Genomic DNA, 18,300 nt, shown 5'->3' with positions numbered 1-18,300 from the left:
AGACCGTCCCCCCAATGGTGCACGGCCCGGTCTCGCCGCCAAAAGTTGCCCTCCGCAATCCATCCCAGAACCATGGAAGTCGTGACAGTCGTGATGGACGACACATATCTCAGGTTTCCGCATCTGAACGGCGACCTGCTGTGCTTCGTCGCCGAGGACGATCTGTGGGTCGCACCGCTGGTCGCGGCCGGGACCGTGCCGGAACGGGCCTGGCGGATCACCGCTGACCGCACCCGGCTCGGGCCGCCCCGCTTCTCGCCGGACGGCGACTCCATCGCGTTCACCACCTGGCGCAGCCTGGACCCCGAGGTGCATGTGGTGCCGGTGGGCGGCGGACCGGCGACCCGCCTCACTTACTGGGGCAGCCCGGACGCCCGGGTCTGCTCCTGGACGCCCGACGGGCGCATCCTGGCCGTCTCCTCGCACGGGCAGCCGTTCTCGCACTTCTCGTGGGCGTACGCGATCACGCCGGACGGCTCGCCCGGCAAGCGGCTGCCCTGGGGGCAGGTCTCCGACATCGCGGTCTCCGACGTCGACGGCGACCACCTCACCCTGATCCTGAACGCCACGCCACCGCATGAGCCCGCGTCCTGGAAGCGGTACCGGGGAGGGGCGACCGGACGGCTGTGGTTGCAGGGCACACGGCTGCTGGAGGATCTGCGCGGACATCTGGACTGCCCGATGTTCGTCGCCGGGCGGATCGCCTTCCTCTCCGACCACGAGGGCATCGGGAACCTGTACTCCTGTCTGCCGGACGGCTCCGACCTGCGGCGGCACACCGATCACGCGGAGTTCTACGCCCGCAACGCGTCGAGCGACGGCCAGCGTGTGGTGTACCAGTGCGCGGGCAGGCTGTGGCTCGCGGAGGACCTCGATACGGCCGGGGTGCCGCGCTGCCTCGAAGTGCGGCTCGGTGGGGCCCGCAACGGCCGCCGCCCCTACCAGGTCCCGGCCGCCGCCAATCTGACCGGCCTGGCGTGCGACACCACCGGTCGGGCGAGCGCGGTGTGCGTACGCGGCAGCCTGTACTGGCTCACCCACCGCGACGGCCCGGCGCGCACCATCTTCGACCGGCCGGGCGCCCGGGTGCGGCTGCCGGAGATGCTGGGCGACACCGGTCGCGTCGCGTTCGTCTCGGACGCGGGCGGCGAGGACGGCATCGAAGTCGTCGAGCTGCCGGGCCGCGCGGCCCGCTTCCCCGCCGCGGTCACCGGGATCACCGGCACGGTTCCGTCCCGTGTGGAGCCCTCCCCCGACGACGATTCCGCCCCGCGGGACGACATGCCAACGGGGGAGCCCCTCGGCGCGGGCAGCCGTGCGGCGGGTTCTGGATTCCCGGGTGCCATGAGGACCGGTCCCGGGGCAGACGACGCCGCGCCCGACGCGGGGGCGGGCGCGGCGTCCCGGACCGGCGCGCGCGGCGCCAGAAGGCCCGACGCCGGTGCCAGCGGGCCCGGCCGGGCGCCTGGTGCCGTGGACGACCCGACGCTGCCCGGTGACGACGCGGCGGGCAGCGCGGTCGCCGAGCATCCCGGGTGGTCGCCCGTCGAGGCGGGTGGACGGCGGCTCGCGCAGGGGAAGTTGGGGCGGGTGCACGAGCTGGTGGCCTCGCCGGACGGCACGACGCTCGCCGTCGCGTCGAACGACGGGCGGCTGCTGCTGGTGGCGACCGGCGAAGGCGAGCCGCTGCGCACCAGCACGGACCTGGACGACACGCTGCCGTCCGAGGAGCCGCGGCGTACCGCCCCGGCGGGGACCGTGATCGAGCTGGTCCGCTCGGACAACGGGCCGGTGCGCGATCTCGCCTTCTCGCCGGACTCGGCCTGGCTGACCTGGTCGCATCCCGGAATCGGACGTTCGCTGCGGCTGATCAAGATCGCGAAGCTGGCGGACCGCACCGTCATCGACGTCACCAACGGCCGCTTCGAGGACGAACGCCCGGTGTTCACCCGCGACGGCCGCTATCTCGCGTTCCTGTCCTGGCGCGGCTTCGACCCGGTCTACGACGTGCACACCGGTGACCTGTCCTTCCCGCTGGGCTGCCGCCCCTATCTCGTCCCGCTCAACTCCGCGACGCCGTCACCGTTCGCGCTGCCCGTCGAGGGGCGGCCGATCACCGGCGGCCTCGACACGGTCAACGGCAGCGAGGGGCCGGTCGTGGTGGAGGCGGAGGGGCTGCCGAACCGGGTGACGCCGTTCCCGGTCGCGGCCTCGAAGTACTCGGCGCTCTCGCCGGTGCGCGGTGGGCTGGTCTGGCTGCGCTGGCCGATCTCCGGGGCGCTCGGCGAGACGTTCGCCAACCCGGCGGATCCGTCCCCCCGGCCGACGTTGGAGTACTTCGACCTGTTCAAGTCGCGGCGCACCGAGCTGCTGCGCCACATGGACTGGTACGCGGTCAGTGGCGACGGCCGCCGTCTGGTGGTGTACGACGACGGGGATCTGGCCGTCGTGCCGGCGTACGAGCGCGGCGACGACGACTCGACGGTCCTGCTGGACATGCGCCGGATCCTGCACGAGGTCGACCCGGCGGCCGAGTGGCGGCAGGGTTACGAGGAGGCCGGGCGGATCATCCGGGACTACTTCTGGGCGCCCGACATGTGCGGGATCGACTGGCCAGGGGTGCTCGCCCAGTACCGGCCGCTGGTCGAACGGGTCGCGTCTCCCGAGGAGTTCGCCGACCTGCTGCGCGAGGTCCTCGGCGAGCTGGGCACCTCGCACGCGTACTGCACCGCCGCCCGGCGCAACGAGGGGCCGCCGCACTACCAGCGGCCGATGGGGCTGCTGGGTGTCAACTTCCAGCATGACAAGGACGGTTCGTGGTCGCTGCGGCGGATCCTGCCGGGTGAGTCCTCGGACTCCAAGGCGCGTTCGCCGCTGGCCGGTACCGGGATCCGGGAGGGCGCGGTGCTGACCCATGTCGACGGCCGCCCGGTGGACCCGGTGGCCGGACCGTACCCGCTGCTGGCGGGGGCGGGCGGGACCACCGTCGAGTTGACGTTCGCGCCGCCGAAGGGGTTCACCGGCCCGCCGCGCCGGGTCGCGGTGGCGCCGCTGGTCGACGAGCGGCCGCTGCGCTACCAGGACTGGGTCGCCAAACGCCGGGCGGTGGTACGCGGGTTGAGCGACGGCCGGTGCGGCTATCTGCACATCCCGGACATGGGCGGTTCCGGCTGGGCGCAGTTCAACCGCGACCTGCGGATGGAGGTCTCCCGGCCCGCGCTGATCGTGGACGTCCGGGGCAACGCGGGTGGCAACATCAGCGAGTTGGTCATCGAGAAGCTGACCCGTACCATCCTCGGCTGGGACCTGACCCGCAACGCCCAACCGGTGAGCTACACCAGCAACGCCCCGCGCGGGCCGATCGTCGCACTCGCCGACGAGGCGACCGCGTCCGACGGCGACATGATCACCGCAGCCTTCCGGCTGCTCGGCCTCGGACCGGTGGTCGGCACCCGCACCTGGGGCGGGGTGGTGGGAATGACCGGCCGCCACCGGCTGATCGACGGCACGGTGATCACCGTGCCGATGAACGCCGCCTGGTTCGAGGAGTACGGCTGGCGGGTCGAGAACGAGGGCGTGGCACCGGACATCGAGGCGCTGCGTACTCCGCTGGACTGGGCCGAGGGCCGCCCCTCGCAGCTCGCGGTGGCGGTACGCACCGCGCTCGACCTGCTGGAACGGCATCCGGCGGGCACGCCACCGGACCTTTCCGACCGTCCCAACCGCAGTCGTCCACCGCTGCCGCCGCGGTAGTTCCCCGTCCCCGGGCCCCGCCGGTTGCGGGGCGCTCCCCGGAGCCGCTCACGCCGCGCCGTCCGACCCGGCTCCCGGGGATCGCCACCGGGCGCCTTCGGGGAACAGCACGGCGGCGTCCTGCGGTCCGTGGCCGTCCGTCCACCGCGACAGCGCGGCAAGGTTCGCCGCCTCCGACTCCAGCCACTCGCCCGCCTGCCGCGATCCGGTGAAGGCGGCGGAGGTCCGCTTGGGCACGGCCAGGCAGGCGCGTACGGCGGCGGCGGTGCGCGACGCGTACCAGCACACCAGGCGGGCGCGGGCGGCCCGCAGCTGCTCGGGGTCGTCCTCGGCGCGGGCGCGTTCCGCCGCGTAGTCACGCAGCAGTCCTGGCAGCCGCAGCCGTCCGCGGGCGGTCTCGGTGACCAGATGGGCGGCGGCCAGCCGCTGGACGTACCCGGCGGCCTCCTCCACCGGCAGATCGGCGAGCGCGGCCACCGCCTCGGTGCCGGTCTCCGGCAGGTGGGCGGCCCCCAGCAGCCGGAACAGCCGACGGGCGGGGACGGGCAGGGCCCGGTAGGAGTGCTCGAAGGCGGTACGTACCGCACAGCCCCCGCCGTCCGCCGGTCCGCCGGCGCCGCCGCCCAGCGAGAGCAGGGTGAGCCGGTCACCGGTGCGCAGCCGGTTGGCGTAGGCGCGGAAGGAGGAGAAGCGGTGGCTCGCCAGATTGGCCGCGGCGGTGCACAGGGCGAGCGGCAGATGGCCGCACTCCGCGGCGAGTTCGGCCGCCGCCTCGGACTCGGTGGCGACGCGGTCACGGCCGACGATGCGGGCCAGCAGGTCGAGCGAGGCACCCGGTTCCAGGCAGTCGAGCGGCATCCGATGGGCGCCGTGGAAGGCCGTCAGCTCGGGCAGTTCGGTCCGTGCGGTGACCAGCACCGCGCATCCGAGCTCGCCCGGTAGCAGCGGCGTGACCTGCGCCGGGTCGCCGGCGTTGTCGAGCACCAGCAGCACCCGGCGCCCGGCGAGCCGGGCCCGTAGCAGCGATGAGCGGGCCATCGCCCCGGGCGGCACACAGCCCTGACCGTCCCCGGTGGCGGTCAGCCCGGTCGCGTGCAGGGCGTCGGCCAGCAGATCGTCCGCGTCGCGCGGCGCGCCGTCCGGTGCGGCGAGCGGCAGGAACATCTGCCCGTCGGGGAACCGGGCGGCGAGACGGTGCGCGACCCGTACCGCCAGCGCGGTCTTGCCGCAGCCGGGTGCGCCGGTGAGCACCACGACGGGGACGGTCCCGGCCGCCGTGGGGGTGCCGAGCAGCCGGACGGCCTGTTCCTCGGCGGCCTCGCGGCCCGCCAGTTCCGCCGGTCCGCAGGGAAGCTGCCGCGGCTCGGCCCACGGCGCCTGTGCGGCGGGGCGGGCCTGGGGTATTCGATCGCGCGCCGGCGGCCACTCGATGTCCACGTCGTCGAGCAGGCACTGGTGCACGGTACGCAGATCGGGTCCCGGCTCAACGCCCAGTTCGGCGTAGAGGAGTTGGGCGATGTCGTGGTACGCGGTGAGCGCCTCGGCCCGGCGTCCGCACTGGCACAGGGCGGTGATCAGCTGGCACCAGGGCCGCTCGCGCAGCGGCCGCTCGGCCACCACACCACGCAGCACCGACAGGGCGTTGGCCGCGGCGCCCTGCATCAGGTCCAGGTCGCACAGCCGCTCCACGACGTGTAAGCGCTCGTCCTCCAACGCGGGCGCCTCGTCCCGCTGCAGCGTCTCGCACGGCACATCCTGCAATGCCGCACCCCGCCACAGGCTCAGCGACTCGGTGAAGTTGCGGGCCGCCAGGCCGAGTTCACCGCGCGCCAGGCAGCGCTCCGCCACCGCCGTACGGGAGCGGAACCGGGTCAGGTCGACGGTGTCATCGGGAACGGTGAGCGCGTATCCGCCGGGTCCGCTGCGGATGAGATGGTCGGTACCGGTGGCCTCGCGCAACGTCCGGCGCAGCCGCGCGACATAGGCCTGCACGGCGTTGCGGGCGCCGCCAGGGGGTTCCCCGTCCCAGAGTCGCTTGATTAAACTCTCAACGGTCACCTCCTGATTGGTCTGCAGGAGCATCAACGCCAGCACGGATCGCTGGCGCCCGGCCCCGAGCGGGATCTGCCGCGCGGCACACCGAATGTCCAGCGGCCCGAGCAGGCCGAAGTACACAGCTTCTGTTGTCATATGAGTCCCCACCGGATGAGGTCAGCCATCCGGCACCATCCTGCCTTGTGGGGATGCCGTGAAAACCTCGTCTTTTCCGCCAAGCATGGTGTCGACCCGGATCGGGACACGCCCCTGACCCTGTCCGGCGACTACGGAGCGTGTCAGGGTCGCGTCAGCCAGCAGTCAGCGGGGCGTCATGGCCGTGCGGCAGAGTGCGTGTCGCCGGATTCCCGTAGGGGCCAAGCCTCCCGGCCGTTACGGGATATGACGGAGTGTCAGCCACGAGCCCCGCACGCGGTCGCCCTACCCGCGTCAGCGATCGCGTGCGGTCGTGTGGCGGCACACCGTCTCGCTACTAACGCCGGGCCAGCGGCCGCCGGCCCGACGATCCGGCTGATTCCGGCAGGGCGGAATCAGAAAGGGGGAAGGGCGCGCCCGTGGGGGGACGCGCCCTTCTCCGTTATGTCCGCCCCGGCAAGGCGGGTCAGTTGTCGAACCGGTCCTGCAGGTCGTCGGGTATCTCCTGCTCCGGGTACCCGTCGTCCGGCTCGCGGGAGCCGCGCGCGGGGCTGCGCCCCAGGTCCAGCGTGTCCTCCAGCGACGGATCCTGGTCCTGGCCCCGGCGTTTGAGGTGCTTGCGGGCCATATTGGCGGCCTTGTCATGGAACTGGTCGCGTATGCCCATGATCGCTCCTAGCGCGTGCGGGAGAACGGCCCCCCTTCAGCGAAACACGCCCTCCAGCACCCCGCATCTCGGAACGTCACCACGTGTAACCTCCCGGACACATCACCGCCCGCAGAGATTTTTCCGTTGATTGGCAAGCGCTTCGTGAATGGTTTACCAATTGTTCACGGCGGAAGATCGTCGCCGCCGTGCCGGGCAGCGTCCCGCGGCGCGGACCGGCGGTCCGCACCGGCCGCGATCCGGTCAGGCCGCCCCGGACCGGCTCCAGTTCACGGATCCGCGCGGAAGACCTCGCGGATCGCCTCGTCGGCCTGGCCACCGGCACCGACCAGGCCCCGCCGGTCCGCCGCCGTCGCCCGCAGCCGGGGCTCGGCCCGCCGCATCTCACGCTGCCCCACCAGGCCCACCACCGACGGCAGACAGCCGCGCACCGCCTGCATGCCGCGCAGCCACCACTGGGCATACACATGCGGTGCACGCCGCTCCACACCGGCCGCGATCCGGTCCACCGCGGGTCCCAGCGGATAGGTGCGGTTCAGCGGCCACGGCAGCCCGGCGCGCAACTCCCGCAGTACGGCGTCCTGATCGGCACCGCGCACCATGTCGGTGTCCGTCCAACTCAGATAGCCGACGCCCACCTTGACGCCCTGGTGGCCGACTTCGGCACGCAGACTGTGCGCGAATGCCTCAACGCCCGCCTTGCTCGCGCAGTACGCGGCCATCATCGGCGCCGGGGCCAGCGCCGCGAGCGACGCTATCTGCAGGTAGTAGCCGCGTGCGGCCACCAACGCGGGCATGAAGGCACGGGCGGTCGCGACGCTGCCCAGCAGGTTCACCTCGATGACCCGGTCGAAGGTCACCGGATCCGCGTCGAGGAACGGCGCACCGGTGGCGATGCCCGCGTTGGCCACGACGGTGTCCACCCGCCCGTAGCGCCCGGTGATCTCGGCCGCCACCCGCGCCATCGCCTCGCCATCCGTGACGTCCGCCTCCCACGCCGCGCCGTCCGCCCCCAGATCACCCGCCACCTTGGCGAGTTCGGCGGGCTCCAGTCCGACCAGCGCCACCCGCGCACCGCGCGCGGCCAGCTTGCGGGCCAGCAGCGCGCCGACCCCGCGCGCCGCTCCGGTGATCACCACGACCTGTCCGCTGATGGGCCTGCTCACTGTGAATTCCCCTTGCTCCCCGAGGTGTTCAGATGGTCGACCGCCAGGCCGCGGATCACACCCGCGACCGCCCGCGGGTCCTCGATCGGTGTCATATGGCCGAGCCCCGGCAACTCGGTCAGCCCGACGCAGTGCGGCAGCCGCGCCGCCATGCCGTGCGCGTGCACCGGAGGCGTGAGCTTGTCGGCGGTGCCGACGATGACGGCGGTGGGCGCGCGCAGCGCGGCCACGCCCGCGTCGAGGTCGAGACCGGCCATCACCCGACCCCACCCGGCACGCGGCGCGGTACCGCAGGCGTGCACGAGGCGTGCGGTGGCGGCAATCTGTTCGGCGGTCGAACCGGCCCCCAGCACGCCGTACTTGAGGGCGGACCGCGTCACCCGGCTCTGCGGACCGAGCGGGGCGGCGGAGACCAGGATGCGACGGTGGACGAAGTGCCGTACCCGCTTGTTGCGGATGCCCGGCGGCAGCACCCGGGTCTCGGCGAGCAGCCGCCCGCTGCCGGTGCTGCACAGCAGCGCGGCGGCGGTGCGGTCCCGTACCGCGGGCCGGTCGGCGGCGGCCAGCAGCGTCATGCCGCCCATGGAGTGCCCGGCGAGCACCGCCCGTTCACCGTTCGGCAGGGCGTCTTCCAGCACGGCGGTGAGGTCGTCGGCGAGCGCGGTCGTGCGGTAGCCGGAGCGGCGCGGCCGCTGGCTGCGGCCGTGGCCGCGCTGGTCGTACGCGATCACCCGCAGATCGTCGGGCAGTTCGCGGATGACGGCCGCCCAGAACAGCGTCGAGCAGGTCCAGCCGTGGCTGAGCACCACGGCTGGGGCGTCCTTCGGGCCGTGTTCCTCCCAGTACAGCCGAGTGCCGTCGGCGGACGTGGCACAGCCGGTACGCCGGGCGGGCAGCGGCGCGTAGGCGCCGCCTTCCTCCCGTCGCCCACCGCCGCCGTCAACCGAGGTGTTCCGCACCGTTGTCATACTCCGGCCTCCTCCGGCACCGAGGTGCGCAGCACGTCGTACTCCGCCAGCCGCACCTGCCGCGTGGCGCGCCGGAACTCGGCGGTGGTGCCGGGCCAGGCGGTGGTGTTGCGGCCCGCCGCGTCGAGATACCAACTGGTGCAGCCGCCGCTGTTCCACACCGTGCGCCCCATCCGCCGCTGAAGCGCCTCGTTCCAGGAGCGCACGGCCTGCGGCCGGGCGTCGAGGGCGGCGGCGCCGGTGCGGTCCAGGGTGCGCAGGTAGTCCGCGATGTAGTTGAGCGTCGACTCGATCATCAGGATCATCGAGCTGTTGCCCAGACCGGTGTTGGGCCCGATGACCAGCAGCAGGTTGGGGAAGCCGTCCACCGTGATGCCGCGCAGCGCGGCCATCCCGTCCTTCCAGTGCTCGGCCAGCGTCCGGCCGTCGGCGCCGACGACACGGTCCCCGATCGGCATGTCCTGGACGTGGAAGCCGGTGCCGAAGACGATGGCGTCCACCTCGCGCTCGGTGCCGTCGGCGGTGACGATCGTCGAGCCGCGCACCTCGGTGAGCGCCGAGGTGACGACCTCGGTGTTGGGCTGGGCCAGGGCCGGATAGTAGTCGTTGGAGAGCAGGATGCGCTTGCAGCCGATGGTGTAGTCGGGGGTGAGCTCGGCCCGTAGCGCCGGGTCCTTGATCGCCCTGCGCAGATGGGACTTGGCGATCTGCTCGGTGGCCTTCATCAGCTGCGGCCGTTTGACGAACGCGCCGACCTGGAACTCCCTGATCAGCCAGAGCAGTCCGCGGCGCGCCTGGTGGGTGGCCGGGATGGTGCCGTGCAGCCACTTCTCCACGGCGTTGACACCGCGGTCCATGCGCGGCATGACCCACGGCGGGGTGCGCTGCACCACGGTCAGCCGGCCTGCCCGGGGCTGGATCGAGGGCACGATCTGGATCGCGGAGGCGCCGGTGCCGACCATGGCGACGCGCTTGCCGTCGAGGTCGAAGTCGTGGTCCCAGCGTGAGGAGTGGAAGACCCGGCCGGGGAAGTCGGCCAGACCGGGTATGTCGGGGATCTTCGGGTCGGACAGCGGTCCGGCGGCGGATATCAGGACGTCGGCGGTGAGCTCACCGCTCGCCGTGCGCAGCTCCCAGTGCGCCGCCTCGGGGTTCCAACGGGCCTGCTGCACCTCCGAGTCGAACCGCAGGTGCGGGCGCAGTCCGAAGGCGTCGGTGACCCGCTCCAGGTAGTCGCGGATGTGCGGCTGGCCGGAGAAGGTGCGCGGCCAGCCCGCGTTGGGCGCGAACGAGAACGAGTACAGATGGGACGGCACATCGCAGGCGCACCCCGGATAGTCGTTGTCCCGCCAGGTGCCGCCGACCGCGTCGGCCCGCTCCAGGATGACGAAGTCGGTGACGCCCTCGCGGCGCAGCCGTACCCCCGACCCCAGCCCGCCGAAGCCGGATCCGATCACCGCCACCCGTTTGTGCTCGCGCTCGGCCATGCCGCTGCCTCCTGCCGTCCCGGTCGCCACCCACGGTCAATCGCGCCAGCAATCACTGGCACAGTCCGGAGCGTAGAGCAGTGGCGTTACCAGCGGTAGGGGTCGGCGCCGTCAATCACCGGCTCAGCCGCGGCCGTGCCGCTGCCGGGGCAGCGCATGGCGCGGCGGGTTGGTGAGGGTGATCTGGCGGACGAGTTGGTGGAACGAGACCAGGGCGGTGACCGGCGGCAGTCCGGCGACGGCCATGCCGAGCACCGTCCTGGGCGCGTGGGCGACGCACAGGTACACGGCGATGGCGGAGAACATCACCACCACGGCCCATGAGTGCCCGGCGCGGCGCCGGTGCACGGCGGCTCGCAGAATCGACAGCGACCCGACCATCCACGGCCCGTAGACCAGCAGGGGCCACAGCGCGACCACCCCTTGCGGGGCGTCGGGGGAGGCTAGGCGGCGCAGCGGATCGTAGGAGATGACCCCTCCCAGAACACTCAGCATGGCGACGAGCACGGCCGTGGCCGCGGCGATGACGAGGCTGAGCACCCTCAGCCAGGGAAACTGCTTGGGGCGCATGGCCCGCAGCAGACCAACGAGCCGGATCAGCCGACTCGGCCGCCGACGGGCGCCCCGCTGCCGGGGGATGGCGGGCGGGGGCGGGTCGGCGCAGTCGTCGTCGAGTTCCTCCTCGGTGGGCTCCGGCGCCGCGGACTGCAGGAGTTGGGCCAGGTCGGCGTCGAAGTCCCAGGAACCGTCGAACACTTCGGCGTCGGCCAGGTCCTGTCCGTCCAGCGGCTCGGGCGCGAAGTGCGGCGCCTCGTAGACCGGTTCGCAGGGCGCGGCGTACGGCGCCTCGAAGGACGCCTCATAGGACGCCTCGTAGGACGGCTCGTCGAGTGGCATCCGATAGGTCGAGGGCGCGCCGTAGGCCGTGCCGGGGCCGTGGGAAGACGCCGCACCGTAGGTCGAAGCCGCGCCGTACGAGCTGTCGTACGTGTCATACGTGTCGTACGTGGTGTCGTACGTGTCGTACGAGGTGCCGTATGTCGTCCCGTACGGCGCACCGGCCGTGTCCCACCCGTCACCGGGGGCGCCCCGGTACCCCCTCACGGGCGCCCGCCCGGCACGGCGGGGCCGTAGCGCCGGACGAACTCGCCTTGCAGCCCGTCCAGCACGCCGAACAATGTCTCCAGCAGATCGGCACTGTGCTCATACCCCACCGCCCCGGGCAGGCCCCATCCCCCATAGCGAAGAGACGCCTCTACCCTCTCGTCGCGGCGACCGGCCGCTGTGCCCCGCAGGCAATCTGTCGTCACGCACCCACCAACGAGGAAGCGTATGCAGGGATTTGGACCACCTGGGTGAATTGTCCGCCCCGTTGCCCCGAACCGGCCCGATTACCCGACCGCATCCGCCGACGACCTGGGGCGCGGGCAGGCCGGTCGTAAGCTGGCCGACGTGGAGGAGTCACGCGGGACACAGCGGGCCGGACGCGAGTACCGGATGCCGGAGCTGGCCAAGGAGGCCGGAATCAGCGTGCGAACGCTGCGCTTCTACCGCGAGCGCAAGCTGCTCCCGCCGCCACGCCGGGAAGGGCGGATCGTCTGGTACTCCGAGGCCCATCTGACCCGGCTGCGCACCATCGCCACCTTGCTGGAGCGCGGCCACACCCTGGGCGGCATCGCCGAACTGCTCGCCGCCTGGGAGAGCGGCCGCGACGTCGGCGAACTGCTCGGCCTGGAGAACGCCATCGCCGCGCCCTGGTCGCAGGAGACCCCGGTACGCCTGGCGCCCGGGGAACTCGCCGACTCCTTCGGCTCCGAGGTCACCGCGGAGAACCTCGCCGCCGCGGTCGAGCTCGGCTACGTCGCCGTCGACGGCGAGCACATCGTGCACACCAGCCGCCGATTGCTGGACGCCTCCGCCGCACTGGTCCGTGAAGGGGTGCCGCTGTCCGCCGTGTTGGCGGCGGGCCGCGAGGTACGGGCGCATGTCGACGCGCTGGCCGACCTGTTCACCGTGCTGATCCGCAGGCACGTCATCGACCCGGTCGCGGAGAACTGCGAGGGACTGCCGCCCGGCGAGGCGACCCGACTGGCCGAGGCGCTGGACCGGCTGCGCCCGCTGGCGAAGAACGTGGTCGACGCCGAGTTGTCGATGGCCATGGACCGGCGGGTACGCGCCGAACTCGACGACTGGCTGCACCGGCACAACCCGAACCGGCCCTGAACGTCAGGCGTTTACCCGTACGGCCTGCTTCGGCGCCGCCGCCGGGATCCGCGGCGGCGCGGTGCTGCGCCACAGTCGGCGGCACGCGGAAACACTCGCCACCAGCAGCAGTCCGTCCCTGGCCAGCAGGACGACGATGCCCGGCAGATTGCTGCGCACCACCGGCCCGAACCCGATGGGGAACTCCAGCACGGTGAAGGCACAGGCGGCCAGGATCAGCACGATGGGCAGCCGCTGCGCCGTGCACCGGTGGGCCAGGCACAGACCGCCGAGCCCGAGCAGCCAGATCAGGTACTGCGGGCTGATCACCCGGCTGGTGGTGATGAAGACCAGCACCGCCGTGAACGCCGCGTCGTACAGCACCGCGTGGCTGAACGCGCGGGCCCGCAGCCGCCACCACACCAGCCAGCCGAAGGCGAGCACGGTGACGGCCAGCACGACCTCGCTCATGGTGCGCACATACGGGCCGAGGAACTCGAAGGAACCGTAGTGCAGCTGCGAAGTCCCCGACCACAGTCCGAGATAGCGGGCGACGTGGAAGGGCAGCGCGCCCAACGACTCGATCTCGATGCCGCGTTCGCGCTGTTCGGTGAGGAACGCGAACGCTCCCCGGGTGAACGCCAGGAAGACCAGGCCGAGCGCGACCACGGTGGCGGCCGCGGAAATCCATGACCGGCGGGTGGCCCGACCGGGCATCACCCCGGCCAGCACCAGCACCGGCCAGACCTTGACCATCGCGCCGATCCCGGCCAGCACCCCCGCGACCCGCGGATGCCGGGCGACGGCCAGCAGCGCCGCCACCGCGAGCGCGGTGGCCATCACGTCGTAACGGGCCAGTGCGATCGGCCCGAGCACCGCCACCCCGACGACCCACAGCCACGCCCCCTCAAGTCGGCCGCCGGGCGCCCGGGCGGCGCGCAGCAGCAGGGCGAAGACGACGGCGTCGGCGGCGCAGGCCAGCAGGTAGAAGGCGGACGCGTAGGACAGGAACGGCAGCACGGCGGGGGCCAGGAACGCCGCGGCCGCCGCGGGCGGGTACTGCCAGGTGACATCGCCCACCGGGAAGCTGCCGGTCAGCAGGTGCTCGTACCAGCCGTGGTAGATGACGGCGACATCCGGCCGTACGTCCTCGCCGGGGTAGCGCCAGACGCCGAACAACGCGAGCAGCAGTACCGCCCGGGTCACCGCCCAGGCCAGCACCACCCACAGCGTCCCGCGGGTGTTACGCGAGGCGGGTGCCTCGCCCGTCGTTCTCCGCCACACAGCTCTCAGGCCTCTCCGCCGTCCGCCGCGGGGAAGCCTGCCGTTACCGACCCGCGCTGAGGTGACCATACGATGAACTGCGCGCGACGTCGCGCCAATGACGCCGTTCCGTGCCCTGACGGAGGCATCCCCGCCCCTCAGGGGTACGGGCACCCGCCGCCGGCCGCGCTCAGCGGTCACAGCGCGGCGCGGTTTCCGGTGCCGACCGGCTCGGTGGCGGTCGCGGCGCGCTGAGCGTCGGCGGCCACCTGCTGCGCGGTCAGTGCGTACCCGGTGTCCGCGTCAGCGGTGGAGCGGGCGAACACCACCCCGTAGACCCGGCCGCTGGTGGTGAGCAGCGGTCCACCGGAGTTTCCGTGCCGTACGTCGGAGCGGATCTGGTAGATGTCGCGCGTCGTGGTGTTGTCGCCGTAGATGTCCTGGCCCTTGGCGGTGATCCGGCCTGCCACCGTGGCCGCGCGCAGATCCAGACCGCCGTCCTCGGGGTACCCGGCGACCACCGCGGGGCCGCCGCGGTGCGCCTCCGAGACGAAGTGCAGCGCGGGCGCGGGCAGCCCCGGCACGTCGAGCACCGCCACATCGGCCTGCGGGTCGAACAGCACGACCTTCGCGTCGTACTTGCGCCCCACGCCGCCGATCTGCACGGTCGGGTCCTGGACACCGGCGACCACATGGGCGTTGGTCATCACGTGATCGCTTGAGTAGACGAACCCGCTGCCCTCCTGGCCGCGATCCCCGCCGTCAACGGCGGCGACGCCCACCACCTTGACCACGCTCTGCTTCGCCGCCGCGGTCGCGGAGGCGGTGACGGCGTCGCCGGAGGGAGCGGGCACCTGGGTGGTGGGCTCGTTCTCGAACGGGTTGAACACCTGCGGGAAGCCCGCTCCGGACAGCGCGTCGGTGGCCCGGCTGAACCATGCCGGGGTCTGCGCGGGCATGGCCCGGTCCACCGCACCGAGCACCGCCGAGTTCCGGATCTGCTGGCTCAGCACCGGAATCGGCGCGGTCACCAGCACGCTCGCCATCAGCCACGCCACCGCGCACAGCGCCAGGGCACCGGCCGCCGCGCCGCCGACGCCGTCCACCCAGCGGACCGGACCCCAGTCCAGGCCCTGCCGCACCTTCCAGGCCAGCCGCCCGGCCAGGGCGTGCCCGAGCCCGGCCGGGACCAGCACCACCAGCAGCGCGACGAGGCCCGCGGCGGCCGTGCCCGCGGCCACCGGCCGCAGGGCGAACGGCAGCAGCCATACGCCGATCACCGCGCCGCCGAGGAACCCGGCCAGCAGGATGCAGCTCGCGACCAGGCCCCGGCGGTAGCCGGAGACGGCGTAGCCGAGGGCCGCGAGCAGGAGCAGAAGGTCCAGCAGGTTCATACGGGTGAAAACGCGACGGAACGCCTTGCGGTTCCATTCACTGAGGCGTTATGGGGGCATTGCGATGCTGTCTCCGCATTTCCGCGCCACCATGCAAGCCGTCGCGCACCCCCTCTCCACGCGGCGCACCGGCTCCAGGCCTGGGAGCGCTCGCGCGCCGGTGACGGACTTCACTGGTGCCGGCGACGACGACGTCCGATTCCCGCCAGTCACCGCACGGGCGAGCGGGAAGGCTGGACCGGTGAAACTGAAGCTTCCGTTCAGGGCACCGCTGTGCCCGGACAACCTGTTCGGGCATCTGGTGGCGACCGCCGTACCGGGCGTGGAGGAGTGGCGGGACGGCGCCTACCGCCGCACACTGCGCCTACCGCACGGGCCGGGCATCGTGTCGTTGCGGCCGCAGGCCGACCATGTGGCCTGTGAGCTGCGTCTCACCGACCCGCGGGACCGGTCGCTCGCGGTCGGCCACTGCCGCCGGCTGCTGGACCTGGACGCCGATCCGGCCGTCATCGACGATCTGCTGCGTCGCGACCCGCTGCTCGCACCGCATGTCGACCGGCACCCCGGCCGCCGGGTGCCGCGGACCGTGGACGGCCCGGAGTTCGCGGTGCGCGCGGTGCTCGGCCAGCAGGTGTCGACCGCGGCGGCCCGTACCCTCGCCGGGCGGCTGGTCATCGCCCACGGTGAGCCGATCGACGATCCGGTGGGCGGGCTGACGCATGTGTTCCCTTCCGCCGAGGCGCTGGCCGCGCTGGATCCGGCGGCCCTGGCGATGCCCAGGACCCGCCGCAGGACGCTGATCGAGCTGGTGACCGCACTGGCCGACGGAAAGATCGACCTCGACGCGGACGGCGACTGGGCCCGCACGCGTCAGCAGCTCGGCGCGCTCCCGGGCTTCGGGCCGTGGACGGTCGAGGTGATCGCGATGCGCGCGCTCGGCGACCCGGACGCCTTCCTCCCGACCGACCTCGGAGTGCGGCTGGCGGCACGGGAGTTGGGGCTGCCCGGCACCCCGGCCGCGCTGGCCCGCCATGCCGAGCCGTGGCGCCCCTGGCGCGCCTATGCCGTCCAGTACCTGTGGGCGACCGGGAACCACCCCATCAACCGGCTCCCCGAGGGCTGACCGGCCGACGGCTACGCGGAGGTCGGCGCGCACACGTATCGTCGACCGTGATCCACGTGGGACGAAGAGGCGTCCGGAAGGCAGGAGTGCGGGTATGAGCACGGTCGAGCTCACCAAGGACAACTTCAACGAGGTCGTCTCCGACAACGAGATCGTCCTCATCGACTTCTGGGCCTCGTGGTGCGGGCCGTGCCGGAATTTCGCCCCGGTCTTCGAAGGTGCGGCGGAGCGCCACTGCGACCTGGTCTTCGGCAAGGTGGACACCGAGGCACAGCCGGAGCTGGCCGCCGCCTTCGACATCCAGTCGATTCCCACGCTGATGGTCATCCGCGAGAAGATCGCCGTGTTCGGCCAGCCGGGCGCGCTTCCCGAGGAGGCGCTGGAGAGCGTCATCGCGCAGGCCCGCGAGCTGGACATGGCCGAAGTCCGCGCCTCCATGGACGACTGACCGGCCCCTTCCGAGCAGTACCGCAGACCCAGCATCCCGCAGCGGACCTCAGGTGACCAACGGCGTTACCCGCGCGGCCGGTTGCGCGATGCCGCGCTGATCCAGGCAGCGCGGCGCCGCCCCGACCGGCCAACTGAACTTGCGCCGCACAGCCGTTGCCCGGCCACGCCATCCTGACAGGCACTCAGCCCCCGCCCGACGGCCGGACCGGGTACGCCGACGCGTTGTGCCCGGCCGCGCCCTCCCGCACCACCACGCGCCCCCGCCGGACGGCCGTTTCGCGCCACCGCGGCGAGCGACTCACAGATGGCGCGTTTCGAGCGGTGCCTTGATGTCACTCATGGAAACCGCTTACTTCACCGAGATCCATGTATATGGAAACCGACCCGCCTGTTTGTGGCGCCCGGTACGCCCCCCTGTGGGCCCGCAACCCCATCCTGCCAGGCGCCGCCGACCACCGCAGGACCCGCGGCCGCCCACCGGAACGACCTCCCAATCCGTCAACTGACCTGCGACTATCACCTTCTCGCCAGCATCGGAGCGCACCGCGCGCGCTCCGGCGTGCGCCCGTCAGCGTTGCGGAATCAACCCGACAGTATTGTTTGTTTTTCCCCGAGACAGTGGCAAGATGCCCACGGAAACCGCACACAGGCCGTTGCGGCGGAGCACCGTGCCGTTCGCTCCAGGAAGCACCCCGTAGCGACCTGCCGACAACGCGTAACCTCCCTCACGACGAAAGGACGGGTACCGGCCGATGCAGGTCCGTGCCGCTCGAACTCGCCAGGCCCTCATCAACGCCGCCGCGAAGCTGATCGACGATCGCGGTATGAAAGGCACCGGTCTTCTCGACGTCAGCCGGGCGGCCGGGGTAAGCAAAGGGGCTCTGTACTTCCACTTCGCTTCCAAGGACGAACTGATCACGGCGGTCACCGACGAGGCCCGCTGCTCGGTGCGCGCGCTCGCCGCCGAGCATCTCGACGGTCAGTCATCAACGCTCGCGGGCGCCGCCCGGTTCACCGCCGCCATGTCACGCCGGATGCGCGAGGACCATGTTCTGCGCGCCGGGCTGCGTCTGGAGTCGGAGGGCGCCGTGAGCAAGGTGACGGGAGGGGAGTCGCTGCGCGAGACCTGGCTGTCCACGCTGCGCGGCCGTCTCGCCAAGGACGCCGCCGAGGGCGCGCTGCGCCAGGGCGCGGACGCTCGGGACACCGCCAACCTGTTGGCCGCCGTCACCGTGGGCCTGGAGTCGCTGGGCCGCGAGGACGATTCATGGTGGGACCCGGAAGTCACCAGCGGCATCTGGCAGTTGCTGATGCTGTTCGCCGGTCCGCAGCAGCAGCCGGAGCAGGTCACACGGCTGACCGGGGAGCCGGAGACGGCGCACCACCGGGAGACCGGGCCCGCCCCGGAACGGGAACGCCTCGGGGAAGTACGGGAGTTGACGCCCAGCGTGCCGGGTCCGTCGAGCCCGGCGGATCTGATGGAGGTGGCTGGCGCCGCGCGCGCCAGCTGAGCTTGACGTTTAACGTCGCAGGTCACCCGACCTGCTGATCTGCGGTTCTTTCCGGGACAGCGGAGGCGGCCGTTCTCCACGCTTCGAGATGTCGAGTCACGAAGTACAAGAGAACGGCCGCTGTGT

The 18,300-nt window shown here is 72.3% G+C and carries 12 protein-coding genes and 1 pseudogene; 5 read left to right on the top strand and 8 right to left on the bottom strand.

Going from position 1 to position 18,300, the window contains the following annotated elements:
* The first annotated feature begins 90 nt into the window (after positions 1-90).
* Positions 91-3,753: a S41 family peptidase gene (locus P2L57_RS32630; protein WP_372516022.1), complete on the top strand. Its 3,663-nt coding sequence runs from the start codon at positions 91-93 to the stop codon at positions 3,751-3,753.
* A 48-nt stretch (positions 3,754-3,801) separates the two neighbouring features.
* Here the strand turns inward: P2L57_RS32630 and P2L57_RS32625 are convergent, their stop codons facing one another.
* From P2L57_RS32625 to P2L57_RS32600, 6 genes are all read right to left on the bottom strand, one after another.
* Complete coding sequence (locus tag P2L57_RS32625; RefSeq protein WP_275820738.1) at positions 3,802-5,943, bottom strand: AfsR/SARP family transcriptional regulator; 2,142 nt, start codon at positions 5,941-5,943, stop codon at positions 3,802-3,804.
* A 466-nt stretch (positions 5,944-6,409) separates the two neighbouring features.
* Positions 6,410-6,610, bottom strand: a complete 201-nt coding sequence (locus tag P2L57_RS32620; protein WP_275820736.1) for a hypothetical protein — start codon at positions 6,608-6,610, stop codon at positions 6,410-6,412.
* Between the two features lie 269 nt (positions 6,611-6,879).
* The gene (locus P2L57_RS32615; protein WP_275820734.1) at positions 6,880-7,776 is read right to left on the bottom strand and encodes an SDR family oxidoreductase; all 897 of its coding nucleotides are present in this window, start codon (positions 7,774-7,776) and stop codon (positions 6,880-6,882) included.
* Positions 7,773-8,744 (bottom strand): alpha/beta fold hydrolase, encoded by a 972-nt coding sequence (locus tag P2L57_RS32610; RefSeq protein WP_275820732.1) that lies wholly within the window; start codon positions 8,742-8,744, stop codon positions 7,773-7,775. The genes P2L57_RS32615 and P2L57_RS32610 overlap by 4 nt, the downstream gene beginning before the upstream one ends.
* Positions 8,741-10,231, bottom strand: a complete 1,491-nt coding sequence (locus P2L57_RS32605) for a flavin-containing monooxygenase (RefSeq protein ID WP_275820730.1) — start codon at positions 10,229-10,231, stop codon at positions 8,741-8,743. Before P2L57_RS32605 ends, P2L57_RS32610 begins: the two co-directional genes overlap by 4 nt.
* A 123-nt stretch (positions 10,232-10,354) precedes the next feature.
* On the bottom strand, positions 10,355-11,335 hold the full coding sequence (locus P2L57_RS32600) for a DUF2637 domain-containing protein (protein ID WP_275820727.1): 981 nt from the start codon (positions 11,333-11,335) through the stop codon (positions 10,355-10,357).
* Positions 11,336-11,728: 393 nt separating this feature from the next.
* Between P2L57_RS32600 and P2L57_RS32595 the strand changes: the two genes are divergently transcribed.
* Positions 11,729-12,454 carry a MerR family transcriptional regulator gene (locus P2L57_RS32595; protein ID WP_275820836.1) on the top strand — a complete coding sequence of 242 codons (726 nt, stop codon included), beginning with the start codon at positions 11,729-11,731 and terminating at the stop codon, positions 12,452-12,454.
* A 3-nt stretch (positions 12,455-12,457) separates the two neighbouring features.
* Here P2L57_RS32595 and P2L57_RS32590 read toward each other — a convergent pair whose 3' ends face one another.
* Both P2L57_RS32590 and P2L57_RS32585 read right to left on the bottom strand, forming a co-directional pair.
* Positions 12,458-13,717, bottom strand: coding sequence for a glycosyltransferase 87 family protein (locus tag P2L57_RS32590; protein ID WP_275820725.1), 1,260 nt, complete (start codon positions 13,715-13,717; stop codon positions 12,458-12,460).
* A 176-nt stretch (positions 13,718-13,893) separates the two neighbouring features.
* Positions 13,894-15,090, bottom strand: coding sequence for a MarP family serine protease (locus tag P2L57_RS32585; protein WP_275820723.1), 1,197 nt, complete (start codon positions 15,088-15,090; stop codon positions 13,894-13,896).
* A 211-nt stretch (positions 15,091-15,301) separates the two neighbouring features.
* On the opposite strand from P2L57_RS32585, the pseudogene P2L57_RS32580 reads away from it, so the two are divergent.
* From P2L57_RS32580 to P2L57_RS32570, 3 genes and pseudogenes are all read left to right on the top strand, one after another.
* Positions 15,302-16,213, top strand: a pseudogene (locus P2L57_RS32580) (DNA-3-methyladenine glycosylase family protein); the annotation flags it as partial.
* A 94-nt stretch (positions 16,214-16,307) separates the two neighbouring features.
* Positions 16,308-16,661 carry a thioredoxin gene (gene trxA / locus P2L57_RS32575; protein WP_275820721.1) on the top strand — a complete coding sequence of 118 codons (354 nt, stop codon included), beginning with the start codon at positions 16,308-16,310 and terminating at the stop codon, positions 16,659-16,661.
* A 754-nt stretch (positions 16,662-17,415) separates the two neighbouring features.
* A complete protein-coding gene (locus P2L57_RS32570; protein WP_275820719.1) occupies positions 17,416-18,174 on the top strand; it encodes a TetR family transcriptional regulator in 759 nt (252 codons plus the stop codon).
* The last annotated feature ends 126 nt before the right edge of the window (positions 18,175-18,300 follow it).

The sequence above is a fragment of the Streptantibioticus ferralitis genome (assembly GCF_029223525.1).
Lineage (GTDB): Bacteria > Actinomycetota > Actinomycetes > Streptomycetales > Streptomycetaceae > Streptantibioticus_A > Streptantibioticus_A ferralitis.
Note: the sequence above shows the minus strand (reverse complement) of the source record. Positions and strands in the feature narration are given on the sequence as shown.